The organism is Prochlorococcus sp. MIT 1307 (genome assembly GCF_034092395.1).
GTDB lineage: Bacteria > Cyanobacteriota > Cyanobacteriia > PCC-6307 > Cyanobiaceae > AG-363-K07.
Genome location: NZ_CP139301.1, coordinates 115,430 through 136,115, shown reverse-complemented (window position 1 = coordinate 136,115; position 20,686 = coordinate 115,430). Strand labels below are relative to the sequence as shown.

The 20,686-nt window shown below is 39.7% G+C and carries 23 protein-coding genes and 1 pseudogene; 11 read left to right on the top strand and 13 right to left on the bottom strand.

Translation table 11 applies throughout. The features are described from left to right. The first annotated feature begins 505 nt into the window (after window positions 1-505). Window positions 506-766, top strand: a complete 261-nt coding sequence (locus SOI82_RS00815) for a lactate dehydrogenase (RefSeq protein ID WP_320667508.1) — start codon at window positions 506-508, stop codon at window positions 764-766. Window positions 767-1,034: 268 nt separating this feature from the next. Next, window positions 1,035-1,409, top strand: coding sequence for a DCC1-like thiol-disulfide oxidoreductase family protein (locus SOI82_RS00810; RefSeq protein WP_320667507.1), 375 nt, complete (start codon window positions 1,035-1,037; stop codon window positions 1,407-1,409). Window positions 1,410-2,670: 1,261 nt separating this feature from the next. On the opposite strand, the gene SOI82_RS00805 is transcribed toward SOI82_RS00810, so the two are convergent. Next, on the bottom strand, window positions 2,671-3,309 hold the full coding sequence (locus SOI82_RS00805; RefSeq protein ID WP_320667506.1) for a hypothetical protein: 639 nt from the start codon (window positions 3,307-3,309) through the stop codon (window positions 2,671-2,673). A gap of 234 nt (window positions 3,310-3,543) precedes the next feature. Here SOI82_RS00805 and SOI82_RS00800 point away from each other — a divergent pair, with 234 nt between their 5' ends. Beyond that, window positions 3,544-3,687, top strand: a complete 144-nt coding sequence (locus SOI82_RS00800) for a hypothetical protein (RefSeq protein ID WP_320667505.1) — start codon at window positions 3,544-3,546, stop codon at window positions 3,685-3,687. Between the two features lie 1,256 nt (window positions 3,688-4,943). On the opposite strand, the gene SOI82_RS00795 is transcribed toward SOI82_RS00800, so the two are convergent. Beyond that, on the bottom strand, window positions 4,944-5,213 hold the full coding sequence (locus SOI82_RS00795; protein ID WP_320667504.1) for a hypothetical protein: 270 nt from the start codon (window positions 5,211-5,213) through the stop codon (window positions 4,944-4,946). Between the two features lie 333 nt (window positions 5,214-5,546). Here SOI82_RS00795 and SOI82_RS00790 point away from each other — a divergent pair, with 333 nt between their 5' ends. Continuing rightward, window positions 5,547-5,912 carry a hypothetical protein gene (locus SOI82_RS00790; protein WP_320667503.1) on the top strand — a complete coding sequence of 122 codons (366 nt, stop codon included), beginning with the start codon at window positions 5,547-5,549 and terminating at the stop codon, window positions 5,910-5,912. Between the two features lie 269 nt (window positions 5,913-6,181). Here SOI82_RS00790 and SOI82_RS00785 read toward each other — a convergent pair whose 3' ends face one another. Then, complete coding sequence (locus SOI82_RS00785; RefSeq protein ID WP_320667502.1) at window positions 6,182-6,532, bottom strand: hypothetical protein; 351 nt, start codon at window positions 6,530-6,532, stop codon at window positions 6,182-6,184. 181 nt (window positions 6,533-6,713) lie between these two features. On the opposite strand from SOI82_RS00785, the gene SOI82_RS00780 reads away from it, so the two are divergent. Further along, window positions 6,714-7,031 (top strand): 2Fe-2S iron-sulfur cluster-binding protein, encoded by a 318-nt coding sequence (locus tag SOI82_RS00780; RefSeq protein ID WP_320667501.1) that lies wholly within the window; start codon window positions 6,714-6,716, stop codon window positions 7,029-7,031. 498 nt (window positions 7,032-7,529) lie between these two features. Then, the gene (locus SOI82_RS00775) at window positions 7,530-7,715 is read left to right on the top strand and encodes a hypothetical protein (protein WP_320667500.1); all 186 of its coding nucleotides are present in this window, start codon (window positions 7,530-7,532) and stop codon (window positions 7,713-7,715) included. Between the two features lie 179 nt (window positions 7,716-7,894). Here SOI82_RS00775 and SOI82_RS00770 read toward each other — a convergent pair whose 3' ends face one another. The 4 genes from SOI82_RS00770 to SOI82_RS00755 form a co-directional block, all read right to left on the bottom strand. Further along, window positions 7,895-9,262 carry a hypothetical protein gene (locus SOI82_RS00770; protein ID WP_320667499.1) on the bottom strand — a complete coding sequence of 456 codons (1,368 nt, stop codon included), beginning with the start codon at window positions 9,260-9,262 and terminating at the stop codon, window positions 7,895-7,897. After that, on the bottom strand, window positions 9,259-9,927 hold the full coding sequence (locus SOI82_RS00765; protein ID WP_320667498.1) for a TIGR03943 family putative permease subunit: 669 nt from the start codon (window positions 9,925-9,927) through the stop codon (window positions 9,259-9,261). Before SOI82_RS00765 ends, SOI82_RS00770 begins: the two co-directional genes overlap by 4 nt. Then, entirely contained in the window at window positions 9,915-10,874 is a 960-nt protein-coding gene (locus tag SOI82_RS00760) for a permease (protein WP_320667497.1), read from the bottom strand. Before SOI82_RS00760 ends, SOI82_RS00765 begins: the two co-directional genes overlap by 13 nt. Window positions 10,875-11,142: 268 nt before the next feature. Continuing rightward, complete coding sequence (locus SOI82_RS00755; protein WP_320667496.1) at window positions 11,143-11,298, bottom strand: rubredoxin; 156 nt, start codon at window positions 11,296-11,298, stop codon at window positions 11,143-11,145. A 175-nt stretch (window positions 11,299-11,473) separates the two neighbouring features. Between SOI82_RS00755 and SOI82_RS00750 the strand changes: the two genes are divergently transcribed. Beyond that, a complete protein-coding gene (locus SOI82_RS00750) occupies window positions 11,474-11,719 on the top strand; it encodes a hypothetical protein (protein ID WP_320667495.1) in 246 nt (81 codons plus the stop codon). Between the two features lie 1,228 nt (window positions 11,720-12,947). Here the strand turns inward: SOI82_RS00750 and SOI82_RS00745 are convergent. Continuing rightward, window positions 12,948-13,499 carry a hypothetical protein gene (locus SOI82_RS00745; protein WP_320667494.1) on the bottom strand — a complete coding sequence of 184 codons (552 nt, stop codon included), beginning with the start codon at window positions 13,497-13,499 and terminating at the stop codon, window positions 12,948-12,950. 952 nt (window positions 13,500-14,451) lie between these two features. Here SOI82_RS00745 and SOI82_RS00740 point away from each other — a divergent pair. From SOI82_RS00740 to SOI82_RS00730, 3 genes are all read left to right on the top strand, one after another. After that, window positions 14,452-14,775 carry a hypothetical protein gene (locus tag SOI82_RS00740; RefSeq protein WP_320667493.1) on the top strand — a complete coding sequence of 108 codons (324 nt, stop codon included), beginning with the start codon at window positions 14,452-14,454 and terminating at the stop codon, window positions 14,773-14,775. Between the two features lie 180 nt (window positions 14,776-14,955). After that, entirely contained in the window at window positions 14,956-16,674 is a 1,719-nt protein-coding gene (locus SOI82_RS00735; protein ID WP_414153514.1) for a protein adenylyltransferase SelO, read from the top strand. A 565-nt stretch (window positions 16,675-17,239) separates the two neighbouring features. Continuing rightward, window positions 17,240-17,416: a hypothetical protein gene (locus SOI82_RS00730; protein ID WP_320667492.1), complete on the top strand. Its 177-nt coding sequence runs from the start codon at window positions 17,240-17,242 to the stop codon at window positions 17,414-17,416. 287 nt (window positions 17,417-17,703) lie between these two features. Here the strand turns inward: SOI82_RS00730 and SOI82_RS00725 are convergent, their stop codons facing one another. After that, on the bottom strand, window positions 17,704-17,997 hold the full coding sequence (locus SOI82_RS00725; protein ID WP_320667491.1) for a hypothetical protein: 294 nt from the start codon (window positions 17,995-17,997) through the stop codon (window positions 17,704-17,706). Between the two features lie 214 nt (window positions 17,998-18,211). Then, window positions 18,212-18,601, bottom strand: a complete 390-nt coding sequence (locus tag SOI82_RS00720) for a DUF3804 family protein (protein WP_320667490.1) — start codon at window positions 18,599-18,601, stop codon at window positions 18,212-18,214. A gap of 236 nt (window positions 18,602-18,837) precedes the next feature. On the opposite strand from SOI82_RS00720, the gene SOI82_RS00715 reads away from it, so the two are divergent. Continuing rightward, window positions 18,838-19,041 (top strand): DUF2905 domain-containing protein, encoded by a 204-nt coding sequence (locus SOI82_RS00715; RefSeq protein ID WP_320667489.1) that lies wholly within the window; start codon window positions 18,838-18,840, stop codon window positions 19,039-19,041. A gap of 300 nt (window positions 19,042-19,341) precedes the next feature. Here the strand turns inward: SOI82_RS00715 and SOI82_RS00710 are convergent, their stop codons facing one another. The 3 genes and pseudogenes from SOI82_RS00710 to SOI82_RS00700 form a co-directional block, all read right to left on the bottom strand. After that, a complete protein-coding gene (locus tag SOI82_RS00710; RefSeq protein ID WP_320667488.1) occupies window positions 19,342-19,872 on the bottom strand; it encodes a 2'-5' RNA ligase family protein in 531 nt (176 codons plus the stop codon). Next, a pseudogene (locus SOI82_RS00705) lies at window positions 19,860-20,006 on the bottom strand (rubredoxin); the annotation flags it as partial. The pseudogene SOI82_RS00705 and the gene SOI82_RS00710, both read right to left, overlap by 13 nt. Before the next feature lie 100 nt (window positions 20,007-20,106). Further along, complete coding sequence (locus SOI82_RS00700) at window positions 20,107-20,589, bottom strand: hypothetical protein (RefSeq protein ID WP_320667487.1); 483 nt, start codon at window positions 20,587-20,589, stop codon at window positions 20,107-20,109. Between the last annotated feature and the right edge of the window lie 97 nt (window positions 20,590-20,686).

The window sequence follows — 20,686 nt, the reverse complement described above, 5'->3', positions numbered from 1 at the left end:
AGAGGAATTATGAATAATCACGGCTTACTAATAAGAAAGAACGGTTTTTTCATAAAAGAAGAAAACCCATTAGGATGAAATCCATACACAGGAAAAAATAAATCTAAAGGTCCAAATAACATCAAGGCAAACACATAGGCAATAAAATAATCTTCTAAGAAATTAAGTTATTAGCTTTTTAGATACACATCAAGCTAAAAGATGGATTCTCATCAGACAAGCTGAAGGCAAAGCAAATACAAAAAAATATATTATCAACTCTTTACTAAGGCTTGGTCTTACATTGAATTAGCATAAAAATTGTTGGTACTAGGAGTAAATGCGGCAGGATAAACACTGAGGCATAAAGACTTGGGCGTAAACACTCGAGCGTAAAGACTGATTTACAAAGTATCCCATCATTGGTTACACCAGGTATGGAGCTCATCACATAACGAAGGAGATTCTTCAAATCTTTAAGAGGGTTGGAATACAACCCATCCACAAATAACTATCGGAGATCTTAATGAAAGCTCAAAACACAAAAAGTAAAAACACAGATTCTATGGTCTTATATTCTTCGAAGTACTCACAAAAAGATGGTCAGCCAGATAGGCGTCAGCAAGAAATGAAGAGAAGGTTTGGGATTTTGCAATCGAGACGAAGTTATTTAGAGCGTGAATTAAAAAGCGTTAAAACTTGTCTGTTTTCATTAGATCAGCAAATGCAGAGATATGCAGCTTACAAACAATTATCAATTCAAAACGAAATATCATCTAATATTTGAACTATAGTAAGATCCTTCAATATATATTTAAAGCTTTAAGTCAAAGGCATGTGAACTTTTTATTTATTAGAAATACCCAACAAATTCCTCAAACAAATAATGTAATTCTAGAGATACTTTGGAATAAAGTCTCTATTCCTAATAATCTAAACATGCTATTCTTCAAATTGAATCAGTAATTTTTTGTTGTAGAATTTTTCACATTTCTATTCTTTTATAATTCCCCAAACACTTACAAACTAGGATAAGGACCAAGTCATTGTTGCCAATGGAATCTAAATTTGTTTTTATTTACGATGGGCAATGTCCATTCTGCAATCACTTTGCAGAGCTACTTGAACTGAAAAGCAACCTATCCAATATTCAAATCAAAAATGCAAGAGAAAACCCTCCAGAGCTCCCTGTTGGGTATGACATGGACCAAAAAGGAGCGATTTTGATCAGGAATAATGAAATTTTGCAAGGAGCAAGTGCTATTAATACTATCTGTTCTCAAATAAAAGACCCTTCAGGACCTTTATTGAAAATTCTTTCTACTACTTTTTCTTCCAATCAAAGAACTAATCTTTTATTTCCTCTTCTTCTTATCGCAAGACGTGTTTCTTTATTTATTAAAGGTGTTCCAAGAAAATTAGTTTTCTAATTAACTAACCATATCTTTTGCTTACAATCTCCTATTTAATACAAGATAATTTATTGAAATCTAGATTTATTCCATTTAATTGCCATCAATAAGAAGTATTTTGATATAGTATTAACAGAATTTTCTTAATATGCCTCTCTTGTTCTAGAAGCTCTTCTTAGCCTCGCATTAACCTCTGGGGCTCTGCTTTTAGAGCTTTAGTATTAGGCCCATTGATGACGAGAATAAGGACAATTATTAATAAATTCAAAGACACCCAAACTGAACAACCTATTCATTAAAAAAGAATGATCTAGTACTAAGAGGATAATCCTTTTTGGCATCCTTTTATTACTTTTATACCTTGCCACTCATTGTTCTACTTAAAGTAAACTTAATAAACACATACAAACCAGACCCTAAAAGCTGCTTATTTTCTTACTGCAGTTTTAAATTAACAATTGAAAATTACATTTTATTTTCTATTTAATCAGCCCTTCATTTTTTTCGATTGAGGGGAAGGTTGAGCCTTTTATACCTTAAGCAGTCTTAATTATCAGACCTATTTCAAAAAAGGAAGAATCCTCCCAAAAGTTTCTGGAAATGAGCCAACAACTAAAAGCACTAAGCCAAAAACCACCCCAATTATTGCTAGATCAACGAAGAGATCCTTCCATCCATAGTTTTTCATATGTTTTTTGACTAATCCCTACCATGTACGTTTCTTAAATTCCCAACAAATTTGTATTGCTCCTGATTTGAGCCCAAGTTTTGAATAAGTTTACTTGTGGCGAACTTTCCAAGCCTGATAAAACCAGTTGTTTTGGTAGCTGTTGTAATAGGCATGAGAAATACTGGAGTACTTCAATAGCTATAGCAACTGATTCTTGCTAGGGCCTTAAAAGACACCAAATCCAATAAAAATCAGAGTCAAATAACTTAGAGGTAACAATTTCTGCTAAGGGCAAGATCATCATTTCCAAAAGATCAGTCCTAGAAGGATCCGACCTTTCGACCTCATGTTCCAGAAAATGGGTCTCCAACTCGACATCGTGAAATACCGGCATCTAAATTTTGACCTAAAAGGATTCACGTCTATTTGGTCATACGAAATAAAGCAGAAAAATATGATTTTTAGCAATAGCGTAAATACAGAAGAATCGTCCTAGCAGCCTATCGAGTCTTCCAATCTGGCTCTGCATTGCTCTCTGGTTGAGAGGTTGTTGAACCATGCTCATGTGAGATAGCGAAACACTGCGACAAGGTCCTATATAGATAGCTATCAAGAATGAGATGATTGTTTTAACCAAAGAGCTAGACCACCACCTCTTCCTCTTGCCGCTAGCCATTTTTCACTCTCATCTAGACGAATTAGAGCAAAGAAAGGCCTCTTGTTTTTACCTTGTATTTCAATCGATCTACTAAATAAAACACTTTCTCCTAATCTAAGCTCTATACATTCAAAATAAAAAAGCAATAGTGGTTGAGGTCCCTCTAATTCACCAGAACCAAAAAATCTGATTTTTAAAACTCCAAACTGAATTGAATTACTAACATCAAATCTGTGTAGTTCGTTATTAGTTTGATATTTTCTGAGTTCCAAACTCGCAGAGAAAAGACGAAGCAATGAACTAGAAATTGAATCTTGTTCATCTGTTCCTTGTTTCCAAACAGAAACAAATTTCCAAATACCAATTAAGGAGTCATATTCGATTCCGCTTCCATCCTTCCTAGCTAAAACCTCGAGTTCTAAAAGCTTTTTAAGGCTAGGAAGACTTGTAAAATCTTTATTTAGTTTTTGTTTATTAATCAGCCCCCCAACAAGAGGTGTTTTATCTTTTCCACGCTGTAGGGCCAACATCAAAAGAAATCCTAGAAGCACTAAAACAACTTCTAAAAATAGGAGCTTAAAAGCAATCATTCCTGGTTCCTAGGGTGCCATCAAAGATTTTTATCATATGAACAATTTCTACGAAGTATCTAGTTCGCTCAACTCAACCATTTTAAAAGAGCCATATTCATATGTACAAAAATTCTTTCTTAACTTTAACCTAAGAGATGAGGGTTTTTGCACTCAACACGATATTAAGTTACTTCCAACTTAATAAGAACTTGGTTAAGGAGGTAATCTATTTGCATATCTATAAATGATGCAATGGAAAGTAATCCTATTCATGAATTAGGTCCACTGCTTCTTAGCCTTGCCTTATCAGCAGGAGTAATAGCTTTGGGAGTGCTGATTTTAAGAGTTATATTTGAAGCAATAAAAGGCCTTGTGACCCAATCCCAAGATGACTAACCTTTCTTTTCTTTGTGCAAAATAAAAAATGCTATATATGCATGAGACCCGACAAAGGAGAAGACATATAGCCCAAAAGACTCCATTCAGTTATTAACAAATTCAAAAATTGACACGCTTAGGCCCTCCTGCCAGTAGGGGTATACCACTAAGTGTATAGGTCATCTCTGCCTCTCCCTACGCAGTCTTTCAAACTGACGAATGGGTTACTTCATTTGCCTCTCCTATTGAGATATGCCAATTTCTACAAATCTAACCTAAAAATACCACCAAAGAAAAGTGAATAATCAGAAGGCTAATTCAAAAAATCAAAAACTTCCTTTACAAAAAGATGTTCAGCTTACATTCGTGTGAGACATCAATACTCGATATATTGTGGCAATATGCATTATTCGTCCCTTCTAATTGCAAGATCAAATAGCCACGAATTCCAAATAGCAAAAGTCATAACCACAGACATTCACTTTGCCCCCCTAAAGTAAAAAGATTAAAAGATCTCAAAAAGCAAAGAAAGATATAGCTAAAAGCCAGCCGCAAACCATAGGAGGCATAAAGCAACTCCTATGGCTACAAGTAACCACCACCAACAGAAAGAACTGCTCAGCATGCCGAGGAAGTTAGGAGCCCCAGTAGCCTTGTCAATCAAATCAAATCCCAGTTCAGTTAAATCAGATCAAGTGAAGGAAGTATCTACGTCTCTCTTCGGTTAACTTAATATTAAAGTGCTTTTTATTTCCTATTTCTTAGTTCCTCAACAATAGAGTCCCATTTTTTACTAGCTTTTATTTGCTCAGCCTCTTTTCCTTTACTGATAAGCATCGAAATCAAATCTCTAAAACGTTTTAGAAAGTGAAGCTTCTTTGGCCTACCCATAGAGCTCTTCTCAGATGGTCAGATTTTCTGATGCCTTACATCATTGTAAAAGTAGCACTCTGAGTAACATCTTTCCAATCTTAGCTATTACCATATACTCATCTAATTCATAGGCATCGGCTTCTGCACTAATAGAAGAGAATTCACATTTAACTGACAAATTTCATCATTCTGTCCTTTCTTTGCCTACTGTATCAAGATCTTTAGCGAGAACAGCTCAATCAACTAAAGAGAGCAAGACCTTTCCGCCCCTTTGCTTCCAACACCATCAGTAATTATCACAGGATTGGTAATTGTGGAAATTATTATCCAATACCCCTTAACAGGCTCCTTCTCAATTACTAATTTTAGAATCACTCAAGCTTTGCAAAATTTATTTTTGATTATAAGTTTGCGTCATTAATAGGGCCTATGCGCCCTATTGGGTTTGAATTATCGCGATGGTTTTCTGGCCTAAAAGGAAAGTCTACTTCTGGCCCCAAAAGATCATCAATATTAATTTTTTCACTACCTTGAGGAATCTCTAATTGTTGTTTCTCCTCTTCCCCTTCATACATAATGGGAGTAGCTGCATTGACTGTATTTGCACAAAGCTGAAGGATTAAGACTAGTCCAAGACAAACAGCAAGGGTTCCCCTTATGAATTTATCCATATTGAAAAAAGGTATGCAAATTAGTTAAAACGAGCATAGGCTTTTAAAGGCCTATTAAAATTTCATCTAGTTATAGCATCAAAGGAAGAAATTTTATTTAGTTATTTGCCCTGTAATATTTTAAGTCCATCACTTACATGGGGCTTGGATGATTGTGCTCTTTCAAAGAAGATGCCTATCCAGAGACCTCGACTCTGATGCTAGAAAAGTACGATCTCCAAAATAAGATCAGGTCTTAGTTCATAAAGTATTGGAAGGTTTGAAGCTCTGACTTAGTGTTCTCAGGCAATCAAACAACAACTAATGCTAATTTGTTTAGTCGTCAGCAAAATTGTGAATATTCTTCCTCTGCTACTAAGTCTTATTATCACCATTACTCCATCCAGTAGCTTTGATTGCGATGGTGAATTACTTACCGTGACAATCAGGAATAATTTGAATGGTGATTTTGCCCTTACTACGGATCTGGAGAAAATTGATCAAGGAGCATTTGTTGTACTCGACTGGAAAAATATCAGCCTAATGCTGCCAGTCTCATTCCAGAAAGGAGAGATCAGCTTTACGGATAGAAAATGGCTCTGGAGTTATCAAGACAATGAACAGGGCTTACATGAAGACAATCCCAGATTTGCACAGCGTATTCCAAGTGGGGAGATTATTGAACATGAATGTAAATTGCATAAAGCAGAAACTGTTTAAAATATTTTCAGATTTTTCTTGAGCAGAAGAAGTTTAACTACCCACAGTTGCAATTAACAAAGCGATTCTTAACCAACCAGATTTAAATGAGCGATAAGGTTGACTCTTATAGTTTTTGAATTAGTCATCCCTCAATGCTTTTAAGATTTCGAAAGCAAAGATTTTCTATACCACTTGAAAAAAATGACGCCAAAGGAGATTGTTATTTATCGGTAAAATAGGCTGATATAAATTGATTTCACAAGATTCGCGAAAGAGAACTCTTAACATTAAAATTGACCAGGCTCCATTGGCTTTAACGTTCCAGATTCGACATCTTCCAATAACGACTTGACCACGCCCCACATTGGAAGTCCTGTTGTGAAAGCTAAAATTAATGATGCAATGAGAGACTTTAAAGGAGAAAAGGTAAATGTTTCCAAAACTCCAGTAAACATAATAGTTAGTCCTGCCAGTATTCCAACCCAACTTGTAATTGAATAAAAACCTTCTAAGGGAAGTGGTGAAAGCCTCTCACGATTCCAACCCTGAATTTTTAATTGCAGTACTCTGACAAATGAAAATGAAGATATAACAATCAATACCCCACCAGTCCAAGCAACGGTAATACTTGTAATCATTTTGATTTTGGAGTCAAGGAAAAATATACTAGGACCACAAGAGTTCCGACTCCTTTTAAAAACAGAAAAAACCAAAGGTTTGATTAGCTTTACGGTGACCTTTTATAACTTACTTTGGTTATATAAAAGAATTAGTGACTAGGCTGTAAATAAAATACTGATTAGTTCTCTATTTTTTCAAATGAAAGACATTACTACTAGCAATGCTAACTTTACTATCAATATTGAGATTAATTCTTTGCGACGAAGCTTCATTTGTAAAGCCGATCAGACAGTTTTAGAGGCAGCAGAAGAGGCCAGTATTTCATTGCCTAGTTCTTGTCTTGTAGGAATGTGCTGCAGTTGTGCTGCCCTTTTAAAAGAAGGTTCCATCGCGATGGAAGAAGCGATGGGATTAAAAACTGATTTAAGAGAAAAGGGCTTTGTCCTTTTATGCCAGTCCTATCCCAAGTCCGACTTGTATTTAATAGCCAACCAAGAAGAGGCGGTATCCAGTTAAAGTGCTGTGCAAGGCAGTTGTATTCCTAACTATTAAAAGAATTCAAATACTGAGATTAAAAAATAATTGACTCTCACACCCTTGATCAATGCAAAAGATATAAAGAGATCCTCCAACTCAAAGTCAATAAAATTAAATATGCATTAAGCAATAAAGAAATAGTAACTGTGTATCAAATTACTGCTGCTGCATTGATCTTTTTGACATACAAAATTGCTAGTTCAATCCAAGATCTAGAATTTCCTTATTTAATAACATAAGCAAGAAGATTCAAATCATAATGATTCATAGGATTCTTTCCTCTTTCTTCTAGAGATAGCTTCATTCCTAACAAGCGAACAATTCATCTAATCTAGAAAGGAATCTTCCTATTCATCAAGACACCTGGACTAGAGAATTTTTCTTCTTTCAGCTTGAAATCTAAGATAGCCATACCAGGCTATCTGTTGTTAGATAGAGGTTTGATACTTATAGAATTAGCTTTACTTCAACAGAAAAATGAATAAACTCGCTACCAAATGGATTACCAGAGGAGTACCTGCAATCACTGGGATGGGACTTGCTTGGGTTGCCATGAGAATAGTCCGTAATGAAGGACGATTACTCCTAAGAGAGCTAGAGTTACAAGATGCATTAGCAACTAATTCTTGGAAGGAAAAAAGCAGACTTCTGCGTGGTCACTAAACCTTAAGAAAAAGCACAGAACAATAACTAGCTAAAAGCCAAAGAGAGCCTTCTTTATACCACTAACCCTAGTAGTTATAATTTTTAGATCGTAACTCTTGTAACGCTACAGCACGAAAATATGGAGAGATAGTCATGAATTATCATTCTTTTAGTTTCAACTACCATTATGAGCGATGCTATGGGGCTTTGACTGTTGCTCCTGCATGTAGCCAACGTGTCGCTTTTATCTTTTTGTCAAAAGTTTTTATTGATAGATCACTAGCTTGAATCAAAGCAGGCCTTAAGAAATTGCTGCTCTCAATCAAGAGAACAAGTAAGAACTGATCACCAACTGGATCGTAATCAAGAATTGAACCGTGTAGAAGCGACAAAGGAGTGAGAATACGTCGCTTAAGAATTTTTCCATCACTATCAAGCAAAAGGGCCTCATCAATTAACCGGGACGTATATTTACGAACGACTACTAATATTCTCTGACCTCTATTATCACAACCAGCTGCCATCACAATACCCTTATCAGAAATCCATAGTTGCTTGGGTGCTACTCCTGGAATTAGCAACTCAACAGACTCTCGGTAATCAGGTAAGACATTTGTTACCACAGCTCGGCCAGATCCACTACAGAAGGCTTTCAGATTGCGATCACCAGGTAATACTTGATGAGAAGTGGGTTTACCATCTTGCGAGAGTGGTACTAACTCAATACCATTAAATGAAGGCATCACCAGGCCACTTCCGTCGGGAATAAGTCGGATTTGTCCGGTGGCATTTAGGTCTAAAGTTCTCTTATTTCCCTTCTCGTTCTGCACCCAGATTTGATCACTGCCTGGATCCTCCCCTCCTACCTGAACCAGCAACTCTCCATGTTGATTGCTACTAAGTAGCGCAAATACTTTTGGATCAGAAGTAAGTAAATTCAAAGGTCCTAAGAACGGAGACTTAAGCTGAGTGCGATTAGCCCGAATAGCGTTTTGAGTGAGGCTTCTCACCCAAACCTGGTGGCGCCATTCTTTGTCAATACTCACAAATGCCACACCGCGCCCATTACCAAGTGGTTCCAATTGGCTTATCTTGGGCCATGTTGGACTTAAGGGAACCCAACTGCCATCAAAGAGACGCATTTGAAGCTGTTCGCCGCCTGGTACTAGAACTACTGCTAGTAGATAAGGTCTTGGATCCCACCACCATCTATTACTCTCCAGCTTTAGTCCTCGATTATCTAAACCTCCTATTTCCAATCTCAATGGCTGCCTAATTGAGTGATCACTATTTATCAATAGGCGTACATGTCTGCCCATGCCTAACCATTGGTGCTGAAGCTTTGGATAGATTCTGCTATGTTCTCTAATTGAACTAACTCGCATTGAACGACTAAAACGAACATCCAAAGCAACAGTCCCAGAACGAATTTGTTGAATACCTATCTCACGTAATTTTGGAGGTCTATTAAACAATATTTGTTGTTGAACAATCGCTAGCAAGCCTGTTATCACTAGTGTTGTAACAACAGAGAAAGGAATAATTTGTTTTTCTTGATGACTCATAGTTCTAGTGGGTTCTTCGGACGTGGAATATTGCGGATATCTTTGGGTTGAACCACATTGAAAAGATTTCCGTTCAACTCATGAACAGCCATGATGCCTTCAATTTCTAACCACTCATCTTTCTTAGGAACAACACCTTCAGGCCACTGCACATGCAAACCAACAGGAGTCGCATCAGCAAGGCAACATCTAACCATCAACCTAGCTATCATTGGCGTTTCATCAGATCTATCCAAAACAAAGCCCTTGATCCGGACAGGTGCACCATTATGTAAATAGGGATCGGGTTGACTGTTCAAAATAAAAACCCATTCCATCAACGTACGCTGCTCAGGGGGCAAGTAAAAAGTAAGGCGAGGTGATTGATAAAAGTTACTGCCAGGACGATTAGCGGCTAACTCACTAAAGGAAGGATCTGGAGGAAACAACAAAGAAAAGATGGCCAGAAGAGAGCTCAAAGACCAGGCCAGAGGAATTCTCTTTCGATTTTGCCGAAAGCGTGGAAACAGCAGAATTACCGCCAGCATGATTAATAGCATCCCTGTCACACCGACCACAGGATGGAACACGCCTCGCAAAAGCAGGGCAAGGCGACCTGACCAGGTACTCCATAGCATTAACCATCCCCAAAGGCCCAAAAGAATTGGGCCAATTAAAGTAGCCATAGATTCACCCACTGCCCAACCAGGAGTACAAAGATTGAAGCAAGTAAAAAGGTTATAACGATGGCTCTAGGCCTCAAAAGGACAGTCAACAAACCTGCCAACTTCAGATCTATTACAGGGCCAAGCAACAAAAACGCCAGAAGTGCACCAGGGGTTACCTGAGCAGAAAAACCAAGAGCTAGAAAAGCATCAACACTTGAACAGACTGATACAACAAGCGCTAATAACATCAGTGCAAGTATTGAAAGTGTCGGAGACGATCCAACTGAAAGGAGCCAACTGCGCGGCAACCCACTCTGAACAGCAGCTGCTATGGCACAACCCAGAATAAGTAATGCCAAAAGATCAAGAAATTCATTAGTGCTTTTGAGCAAAATCTGAACAGGATTGAGTCGTTCTGAGAAAGGCCGGTACTCTTGGTATCGAGGAGTTGCATTTAACATTCCACTACTTCGTTCAAGAAGCCCAGCAATACCTAGAGGCTGGTTAAGACGACGTTCTGTCAATAGCGCAGGATCCAAGAGCTTGGCTTCAGGGATTTTCGTGAGCACTACTGAGAGTGCAAGCGCTATCAAGAATGCAGATAGAGGCCGTGCCAACAACAGCCAAGGTTTATCGGGAAATGCAACCCACGTGCTTACTAGAACAATCGGATTCAGAACAGGTGCCGCAAATAAAAATCCCAATCCCGTCCCCAAAGGAGCTCCATTAGCCAATAGGCGTCGTGCAACGGGAACATTTCCGCATTCACAAGCTGGCAAAGCAAATCCTAATAGTGCCCCAATAACTGGTGCCAACAAAGGCTGTCGAGGAATGCGTCTTATCCAAGCAGCCTGAGGAGCAAGCCATCTAGACAACCCGGCAATAGCAACTCCAATCAATAAAAAAGGCAAAGCCTCTAGTAATAGCCCTTGAAAGATTGCCCAAGCTGTGGAGAGACGAGACATTATCAATAGAGGTTGATTCTTAATGTGCAGTTCCTTTGTTCAAATTGGTTCTATAGACATTTTTTGTGCTTAAAAATCTGCTCTATCATTGTTTTCTTGCAAGCTAAGCTTACAAAGCCTAGTTTTTAACTGTAATTACTTCTATCATTTACACAAAAACTGTGATTTTGTCCAATTGCAAAATCATCTATATGCAATTATTAAGCTCCTTATAGCAAAAAGGGATGGTAATAATAACTGGTAAGAAGCAAAAAGATATGCGTTAAATTTATATAATTTTGAACCTCGCTTTCCTAGCACCGCACACAGGACATAGCCAGTTCTCCGGTAATTCTTCAAATTTAGTTTTAGGTGGTATCCCATTTGCTGGATCACCTCTCTCTGGGTAGTAGGCATAAACACAATCTCGGCATTGGTATTTCATCAGTTTCTAATTAGTTAGAAGAGTCCCAAATAATCCTGCGAAGGCAGAAATTACAAATATTGCAACCACACTGACTGCAATCACCCTAGAAATCAAGTTCATAAGCAAAGTTGGCAGTCGACAAAATAAGCCTGCCATTCATCGACATAAAAGTTTTTCTAAAGCTAACGACTTCTTGGAAATGCGCCAAGGTATAGCTTTCTTCTCGAAATTGATATCATTACTTTTACTGCCGATTTTTCTAGTCGGTCTGAACGAATTCACTCATTTAAGCTTTTTGAGCATCAGTCACCCTAATTCTTTTGATTTAAAGGTATTTGAGGTTGTCTCTCAAGTTCCACATGGTCACGCTGCCTCTTATGTTCAGAGTGCTGATGTTATTGGTGAATATTGGAAATCATTGAAAGAATCAAAGTCATAACATCTCAAACAAGAAGAAACATCAGTAAGCGTCAAGGAGGAACAAGACAGCCAGAACACTAGGGATAGATCTGAATTGATCTATCTGTAACCTCAGACACTAGCTGTAGGAGGACTTGATTTTTTATTGAATCCCGCTTAGAAAAGAGGTTCCCCATCACCCAGGCCCAATGCACTTCGCAAGGGTCTCTTTTTTTGCCTAAATAGCATTAACAAGGATCAAGGCTATTTGGCTTTTTTTGGTTTTTGTTCAAGGTGGTCTTAATAACCTGGCTGTTTTCGCTGAACTTGTATATATCTCGAATTAGGAGTGGCTATAATTAAAAGCAACTACTGCATCGACACCTAGACAGAGCAACTAAGAGTCACTATCAAACTTACTTGCATTAATACACTAAGACTTTGAGGCAATAGTAAAGAATCCACTAACAGGTAGAGCAACTAGAAATTATCTCAATGATTTAGGCGCAGAATAAAAGCAACCATTCAAAGTGAAAAAATATAATCCAGCAATAAATGTTCAAGATCTCCAGGCCTGACCTTTATCTAATTTTATAGCTGTAGGTTTGTAGGTTTGTAGGTTTGATCATGCCATGAGACTTAGTTCCTTGCTTTTAGGAAGCCTAAAGAAGCCATCAACGAATTAAAAGGTGGAGCGGCAACCATTATTACTATCAAAAAACAAATGGCAATGTAGTTAAAAAGGAAGTTCAGCAGATCTACCCGAAAAAGAAGAGGCAAGTTTCATAACGAACCACATAACTAGAGTCCCTTCAAAGAAACCAAACCAATACAAAGAATAGTTGGATATTCCCATTTGTTTCTGGGCCCTTTCTACAAGTGACTTATGCCAGGCAAACAGTTTTTTCATGAAGTCATGTCCTAATCGAATGCAAAGTCAGTAGAGATTTGTCTATAGACAATTCAGCCATAACATTAGCCACTATCCATGTTTGATCGACAGAAACACCTTCCAAGAATCGATTAAGTCTTATGCAGTTTACTTGTTAGCAGCGATTTTCTAAGGGTTTTCTGTGAGCAGCCTTATGTTTTTTTTTGATTTTACACCCATCAGTTAAGTTATGTAGTTTGCCACGCCAATTGTGCTGAAAAGACGTGCCATCGATCGCCTCATACAGCCTTATACATAGAAATCAAGCGAATTTTTTTCATGGCTAGTACAAAAAGGTCCAGTCACTTGTGATTGGTCTTTTTTAGTTATTTAATCCCTAGTCCGCTATTGATACTACTGGAGCCTTTCTTGCCTTTCTTGCACGTCTTGCAGGTCTTCCAGCAGATGGCTTGGCAGTTGCCTTAGGAGTAACTCTCTTGGGAGCTGCTTTCTTAGCGGCAGCTTTCTTAGGAGCTGCTTTCTTAGCGGCAGCTTTCTTAGGAGCTGCTTTCTTAGGAGCTGCTTTTTTAGCGGCAGCTTTCTTTTCTGTCGTCTTTTTGGTAGCAACTTTCTTAGTAGTTGACTTTTTTGTAGCTGATCCTTTGCGTGTGCGATGAGAAATAATCAAAGCCCATTCATCAGCACTAATGTTAGGTGGCTTATTGCCATGCACTTCAGAAGCCTTAGCGGCCTTCTCAATATCCTTAATTAGGTTCTTCCAAGAAGCTGCGAATCGTTTGTCTGATTGTGACTTTGCACCGCTTTCAACTAAAGACTCCACTACACCTTCAGCAGTGATCTTTTTACGTCTCCTATTAAAAATTTCCTTCTGAAGTTGAGCGATCATGGCATCGGCCTTCGCGCTCACATTGATCTTTAATTGAGACATTTGATCATGTATTCCTACCTTCTACACCTAGCAGAATTTGAGACTTTGGTCAATTAATAGCTATTTAGTACAGGTGTATGGAGCCAAGTTAGCGGTAATTCAATCCCCCCCCACAAAGGTGTCTTGATGCCGTATTGACTTGCTATATCTATTAAGTCAGCCATCTCAAGATCTAGAACTAGCTCTTAATCGGTTGATAAGAGTTGACGCTCTGAATATTTTGCCGTTCTTTATACATGGCATTAGCAATACAATGTGCAAACTTCTCTTGAGTCATATAGCTCCTTCAATTTGATCATCAACTCTGCTCCAACATCCTTGAATAAGTTAATCATTGCAAATGTTTAAAGCAGGCTCTTCCACAACTTTTCCTCTGATTGAGAAATCGCATAAATACAACAGAGTGGCACTACATGACTCCCTATACAACTTTAGTCATCGGTCCCAAGTTATTTGATTTTCATGAGACAGCAGTAACCAAGACCAATCTTCAGGATTCTAATGTCACACCACCTCGGAAGACCAATTAATCGCTTTCTCTCGTCGCTGTATCCCAAGCGAACACCGTGAAGTCAGATTGCTCGCCATGTGAAATGAGTCGTTGCCTGCATGACAGATGAGAAGAATCTGGCAATGCTTGTTACAGCAATAGCTGAAGTGATTGCATGTTATACAAACGCAAGCTGAACGAAAATTTTTGAGGGCTCCATATTAGAGGTGCTCCCATTCTTCTTCTGAGTTGAAGCATTTTGGAGGCAACTCACTTCTCTCCTGATCCTTACGTATTGACCTAATCCAATAAAAGAAGATTGAGTCATCCAATCCTTAGCCCTCAAAGAAGAAATGGAGAGCCAGATAAAGACACAAAATAATAGTAGTACAATCGCACTGGTGAGGGGTTATGTTTTTGCCTGGTCTTGGCAGCTTATGATCCTTCTCCTAGGCTCGAGAAATGAAACTTCTCCTTGCTATTTCTCTCATCTTCTTATTGATCACCATTCAAGATGGGGCGGCATTTGCTGAGGACTTTGAGTCTTATATGCAGGAGTGGAATGAAAAAAGAGAATTAGCAACCCAGTATCTACGAGATGCTGAGCGAGCTTTGAAGGAAGGGGATGAAGCTATTAGCTGCACAACCCAACGAAAGGCTAGTAAATACGGAATTGAAGCAACTGAATCGCTTATTAAAGCGATGAAGATCAATGGTTCTACTGATGGGATTGAAAACTTTGAACTTGGTTTGAACAAATGGAGAGAACTAAGAGACTTCTGCTGAGACCTATCTCATGAAGAGGTGAGACTAGTACTGAATAGGAAGTAAACCCTCGGTTTTTATTGTTAGTTGGCCTCCACTACTCACTCACTTAGATTGTCTCTTTAGTCGATAATAAAAAAAAGGTCGATTATGACCCCAGCTACAGAACCATGTCCAGGAAGCCCAAAACCTTGGAGGTAAATGACGAGCGCCCCCATGCCAGCTACATCGAGCGCATTCGAATCGCCCACAACAAAAACTTTCGCTGAGTTTTCACAACGAGCCGACTATTCGCTCATGGATTCACTCCAGGTGGATCCTCATGCAACTAGCGATGGCGACGATCACCAACCCCGACAAGTGTTCTCCGGTCATTACGTACCGGTAACTCCCACTGCCATTCCGGCGCCGGAATACATCGCACACAGTAAAGCATTATTCAACGAACTAGGACTAAGTCATGAGCTTGCCCTAGAAGAACAATTTCGCCGTCTGTTTTCAGGCGACATCAGCGTGGCGAAGGCGCCAATGCGTCCCTTTGGTTGGGCTACTGGTTATGCCCTCACGATCTACGGCACTGAATACATAGAGCAGTGTCCATTTGGAACCGGCAACGGCTACGGCGATGGCCGGGCAATTTCCGTGTTCGAAGGCCTCTTCAACGGTAGACGCTGGGAGATGCAACTAAAAGGAGGAGGCCCGACACCGTACTGCCGTGGCGCCGATGGACGTGCCGTACTCCGATCCAGCGTAAGGGAGTTTCTTGCGCAGGATTACATGCATGCCCTGGGAGTTCCGACCTCACGATCTCTGACGCTGTATGTGTCCCGATCCGAAACAGTGCGCAGGCCCTGGTACGCCCAGGGCTCCACATCCATTAATCCCGACATCCTGGTGGAAAGCCCTACGGCAATCACAACACGCGTAGCACCATCCTTTCTTCGTGTCGGCCAGATTGAGCTGTTTGCCCGTCGAGCACGCAGCAATTCGCATCAGGATGCTGAGATCGAGCTGAAGATGATCGTGAAGCATTTGATCGAGCGAAACTACAAGAAAGTGATTGATCCAACTCTTACCTTCACCGATCAAGTGGTCGAACTAGCCTACCTGTTTCGCAAACGGATCACATCACTGGTGGCTAACTGGATGCGAGTTGGGTACTGCCAAGGCAATTTCAACAGTGACAACTGTGCAGCGGGTGGCTTCACCCTTGACTACGGTCCTTTCGGATTTTGCGAACTATTCGATCCCAGATTTCAGCCTTGGACAGGAGGCGGCGACCATTTCTCATTCTTCAACCAACCAGTTGCGGCCGAATCCAATTATCATATGTTTTGGGTAGCCATCCGACCTTTGCTCGCCGACAACAAAAAGGCACTGATAAGGCTGGACAAAATCCGAGACGAATTCGCCGAAGCCATGAATCAAGAGCTCGAGGCTATGTGGGCAAAGAAGCTCGGACTGATCAGCTATGACACAACTCTGATGAATGAACTGCTACAGCTCTTAGTTCTCTCCAAGGTAGACTACACAATCTTTTTTCGAAAACTGTCTCACATTCCAGACCAGCTTAAGGACTTAAAAGAAAGCTTCTACCAGCCCAGCTCAGAACAAGTTGATACCCAGTGGGAGAGATGGCTGCAACGATGGCGGGATCGCATCATCAGCTGTGGTGACGTCAGCGTGACATCCGCAGCGATGAAACGCAGCAACCCCAAATACACCTGGCGCGAATGGCTGGTCGAGCCCGCTTACAAGAAGGCCGAACAAGGTGATTACAGCCTCATTATGGAGTTACAGGCTATGTTCAGCAATCCCTACGATGAACAATCATCGGAGATGGATACAAAGTACAACCGCCAAAAACCCAAGAAATTCTTCAACGCCGGGGGCGTGTCCCACTACAGCTGCTCCTCCTGAAAAAAAACGCTTAATTATTGGCCCTACTACTGGCTTGAGTTATGGCAATATCTTGTTAAATCTATGAGATAACTTCTGGAGCCATGACGAATATCATAGCTACCTGTTAGATTGAGACTAATTTATACCTAAGGTGGCTATTCTTTAAAGTTTAGTTCATCGTTTCTTGAGTCTTTTGTAGCGTCTTGTGGCTGCCAAATCTATCTAGAACAATTAAATCACATTTAGCATTTATAAGGACCCCTAGCAGGCTACTAGACTCACAATTGCTACTTCTATAAATAGAAGATTATTGATGAATATCTTCTTAAATTACCAAGAGGTTTTCTATTAGGTCGGCCAAATAGGACAGCTTGACTTATTGAAGTCTACCACTTTTGATAGTCTTAGCAATGGCAGGCAGCATCTGATCATCCTTAGGCCAAGCAAGTTTTTTACACCTAACCATCCATAACTCCGAGCCTTAATAAATTGGAGCGAACTTCTATATAGAACCTGTCCAAAACAGCCATTTCTGCAGAAAGACATCTTAGAGTGCCTAAGTTTACCAAGAGAAGGAGGGCCTGTGGGAAACATCAACGGAGGATATGTAGCTCTTATTGTTGTCGGAATTGTTTTCCTAGGTCTTCAGTTTTGGTGGATAAGCATGACCATTAAAGATGAAAAGAATGAAAAGGTTCTCCTCAATCAAAATCAAACTGACGAAATCAAAAAGAAACTCGAGAAGCTTTTCTCCAAATAACAAGCTTATTCAAATTGTTTGCAGAAGAATGGATACCCTTTAAGCATGGCCGACCGAAGAAGCTTGGAACAAACCCAAATATCACTGTCTTGAATGAAGATCTGAGCCTCCAGATAAAAATGGTTATGCCGGTCAGAGTTGGGCTTGTAGTAGATGTAGTTTAATAATTTGGAACTAGCTCAAACCTGAAGAAAAAGCGAATGGAAGCGCATGCCCCTTAAAGAGGGGCCAGTTAAGGCCCACAAATACGTCCTTAGTGATCCCCATCACTAAGTTAGTCGAAAGGATTAAGCCTTAACAGCACACTTTTCAGTTTCTTCAGCAGTGAGTTCAGTTTTTTTTTCTCCTGGCGCTAACGCTTTCAGCTCTTCTAGAAGCTCATGCTCTCTTTCATCAATAATTTTGATGCGTGAGTGATAAGTCTCCTCTAGTCTTTTTCGGGACACTTCGAGATCGTCGAGTTCCTGTTGACGTTGGTTACATCTGAACTCCTCAAGTTGGCTATCAGAAACAACATAAACAGTCCTCATAGGTGACAAGAAAGAGTCAGCAATCAAAGTATTGAATAGAGATGTGTACATGATTACCTGTGCGAGTTACACGACTACTTTGAACCTGACAGGTGAGAACGAAAAGGTTGTAAACCGAAGAAAATTATTCGGTCATTATCACTCATTTCGGTTAGTACCACTAGAATGTGGTAAAAACCCACAGATGTATCAATCTCTTTTTTAAGTGCAAATTGCAACCCAAAGGAGTGAGATTAAACCATTAGTTTTTGCAACTAGTAATTTCTTAATTCCACAAAGACATATCTGATTGACCAGTTGACCTTTGCATCCACTTGATTTTCCAAGAACCATCAACCCTCTTGAAAATTGACGTTACTGTTGGCAGGTCACTATTAGGCATTCCTTTATAAGTAAATTTTGATCCCATAGTGAATACGCACATAGCAACGTCGTCACACAAGAAATCAAATTTATGAACCTTAGTGATTTCAGCAGTTTCTAAGACAAGATCCCCTGAAGACCACATCTCTGCAAATCCTTTTGCATCTATTGGGTTGCCACTTGGGCGAATAAATAAAAAGTCTGGTGTTGTGTTATCGATCAAGAAAGAACCCATCCGATCCTTGGATGCAAACTCCTCAAGGATTAAAAGAATTTGATCTTTATCAGCCATTGAGGTTTCGAAATCAAAAAAATATTTTAAGCAAATAAAGCGATACCGCTTCTCTTTATGCGTAGAGACACACTGCAGCTAGAGTGGCATAATTCATCTTCAGAAAGTCTGTAAAATGGGATGAATGTCAATAGTAGAATCTGTCAATCAGTTCCTTGAACAGTTGCTCTGCTTCTTTTCGCAGAATCCACTACATATTTGGTTTGGCTGTTCAAAAGATTCTTAGGAAATAAATAATGCAAAAACTGCTAATCACTCTTGGACTTGGAATTGCGGCTATAGGTGTTCTATACCCTTACTTAAGGCAATTGGGTGTAGGACAACTGCCAGGAGACATAATTTTGAAGGGAGAACACTCAACTTTTTATTTCCCAATAGTTAGTTGTGTTGCAATTAGTTTGCTTGTTTCAGTTCTGCTTAATTTATTACGGTCCTCCTAACCCCCTTAGGAAACATCCCTGATTCAATTATGCGCCTAGGGCAGCGTGTTCGCAGGTTGGAATAAAAAGCAGTCTTCGTTCCACTAAGAAGAAGATCGAATACGTCAAAAAATCATTGACCTATATAGATAGAGTCGAAGATTAAACACATTGGCATTTATAGCTTTAGAAACACCTATTCAGTAAGAACACATCAGCTTGATATTGATGGAGCTCAAGGACAATGGCAAAGGGTCCACTATGACCAAGCTTATTGCCGTGAATATCCTTGGGCTACCAAATCATGAACAATTATTGCTTTCAAACGAGAGCCGCAGTACTGAAAGAAAAACGCTCTGATACTTTCCAAAGGTTTATGTCCTCACCTATCTCAACAATAGAAACCTTGTCAATGTCAATAGAATTGTTTAGGCAAGGAAGCGAAGCAATTAAATTCTCTTTGACTGTCTTTTTATAATTGCCATATGCCAGGCTTATATGAGGTAAGTAGGGATACGTTGGCTTTTGATTATTAATTTTAAACATTGCATTTCTCAGACCATCTAATTCTTTTGATTGAAGTACAGCAATAAAAAATGATTGAAAGAACTTCTCCTGATAGTCGTACTTAAAGAGTTTGACCTCAATTGGAGATTTTTGACTGCAATAGGTTCTTATTCCATCGATTGAGGAATGAGTGATCTGATCGAATGGACCAGCCAAGGTCAAATGGATTTTGAATTCTGGACCTCTAAGCTCGTTTTGGACTTTATTTTGAATCTCAATTATGTACTCAGTGTCTACAGAAGAAAACTCACACCAAAGCCAAAAGCCTTTATTTAGTCTAGCCATACCCAATATCCCTTTGAATCGTCTTTTTTTTGCAACAAAATAAGGCACACCAAAGTTGCAGGAAGCTCCTCAACTTTGGTCCCAGGGGATATGCCATGTGCAAGATCACCTCTTTCTGGATCGTAGGCATCAAAACAATCTCGACAATGCTATTTCATTATCCATTCTCAAAATAGTCAGGGAGGGGCATTGCACCTCTCTAGCCGCTTTTACGGATCTGACTTAAGGGATTTCCTAAGCTGCTGCTGGTGCTGCCTTCCTTGCTTTTCTTGCACGTCTGGCAGGTCTACCTGCGGCTGGTTTAGTTGCTGGTTTGGCTGCTGCTTTAGGGGCTGCTTTTTTTGACACTGCTTTTTTCGCAGCAGGCTTTCTAGTGGCAACCTTCTTCACTGTTGCCTTTTTCGCAGCAGGCTTTTTAGCGGTTGTTCCTTTACGAGTACGGTGAGAAATAATCAACGCCCACTCATCAGCACTGATATTAGCTGGCTTGTTGCCATGAACCTCAGAAGCTTTTGCAGCCTTCTCGATGTCCTTAATGAGGTTCTTCCAAGAAGCAGCGAAACGCTTGTCTGACTGAGACTTTGCACCACTTTCAACCAAAGACTCAACCACACCCTCAGCTGTGATTTTCTTACGTCTTCTGTTGAAAATTTCCTTTTGAAGTTGAGCGATCATGGCATCTGCCTTGGCGCTTACACTGATCTTTAACTGAGACATTAGGGTGAGAATTCCTACCTTCCACACCTAGCAGAACATGAGACTTTGGTCAATCAATGCCTATTTAGTACAGATATATAGGACCTGATTAGCGGTT

Excerpts from the sequence above, each read along its gene's own strand:
- SOI82_RS00815 (WP_320667508.1), top strand. The coding sequence starts at position 506 with ATGAAAGCTCAAAACACAAAAAGTAAAAACACAGATTCTATGGTCTTA.
- SOI82_RS00810 (WP_320667507.1), top strand. The coding sequence starts at position 1,035 with ATGGAATCTAAATTTGTTTTTATTTACGATGGGCAATGTCCATTCTGC.
- SOI82_RS00805 (WP_320667506.1), bottom strand. The coding sequence starts at position 3,309 with ATGATTGCTTTTAAGCTCCTATTTTTAGAAGTTGTTTTAGTGCTTCTA.
- SOI82_RS00800 (WP_320667505.1), top strand. The coding sequence starts at position 3,544 with ATGGAAAGTAATCCTATTCATGAATTAGGTCCACTGCTTCTTAGCCTT.
- SOI82_RS00795 (WP_320667504.1), bottom strand. The coding sequence starts at position 5,213 with ATGGATAAATTCATAAGGGGAACCCTTGCTGTTTGTCTTGGACTAGTC.
- SOI82_RS00785 (WP_320667502.1), bottom strand. The coding sequence starts at position 6,532 with ATGATTACAAGTATTACCGTTGCTTGGACTGGTGGGGTATTGATTGTT.
- SOI82_RS00780 (WP_320667501.1), top strand. The coding sequence starts at position 6,714 with ATGAAAGACATTACTACTAGCAATGCTAACTTTACTATCAATATTGAG.
- SOI82_RS00775 (WP_320667500.1), top strand. The coding sequence starts at position 7,530 with ATGAATAAACTCGCTACCAAATGGATTACCAGAGGAGTACCTGCAATC.
- SOI82_RS00770 (WP_320667499.1), bottom strand. The coding sequence starts at position 9,262 with ATGAGTCATCAAGAAAAACAAATTATTCCTTTCTCTGTTGTTACAACA.
- SOI82_RS00765 (WP_320667498.1), bottom strand. The coding sequence starts at position 9,927 with ATGGCTACTTTAATTGGCCCAATTCTTTTGGGCCTTTGGGGATGGTTA.
- SOI82_RS00760 (WP_320667497.1), bottom strand. The coding sequence starts at position 10,874 with ATGTCTCGTCTCTCCACAGCTTGGGCAATCTTTCAAGGGCTATTACTA.
- SOI82_RS00755 (WP_320667496.1), bottom strand. The coding sequence starts at position 11,298 with ATGAAATACCAATGCCGAGATTGTGTTTATGCCTACTACCCAGAGAGA.
- SOI82_RS00745 (WP_320667494.1), bottom strand. The coding sequence starts at position 13,499 with ATGTCTCAATTAAAGATCAATGTGAGCGCGAAGGCCGATGCCATGATC.
- SOI82_RS00740 (WP_320667493.1), top strand. The coding sequence starts at position 14,452 with ATGAAACTTCTCCTTGCTATTTCTCTCATCTTCTTATTGATCACCATT.
- SOI82_RS00735 (WP_414153514.1), top strand. The coding sequence starts at position 14,956 with ATGACGAGCGCCCCCATGCCAGCTACATCGAGCGCATTCGAATCGCCC.
- SOI82_RS00725 (WP_320667491.1), bottom strand. The coding sequence starts at position 17,997 with ATGTACACATCTCTATTCAATACTTTGATTGCTGACTCTTTCTTGTCA.
- SOI82_RS00720 (WP_320667490.1), bottom strand. The coding sequence starts at position 18,601 with ATGGCTGATAAAGATCAAATTCTTTTAATCCTTGAGGAGTTTGCATCC.
- SOI82_RS00715 (WP_320667489.1), top strand. The coding sequence starts at position 18,838 with ATGCAAAAACTGCTAATCACTCTTGGACTTGGAATTGCGGCTATAGGT.
- SOI82_RS00710 (WP_320667488.1), bottom strand. The coding sequence starts at position 19,872 with ATGGCTAGACTAAATAAAGGCTTTTGGCTTTGGTGTGAGTTTTCTTCT.
- SOI82_RS00700 (WP_320667487.1), bottom strand. The coding sequence starts at position 20,589 with ATGTCTCAGTTAAAGATCAGTGTAAGCGCCAAGGCAGATGCCATGATC.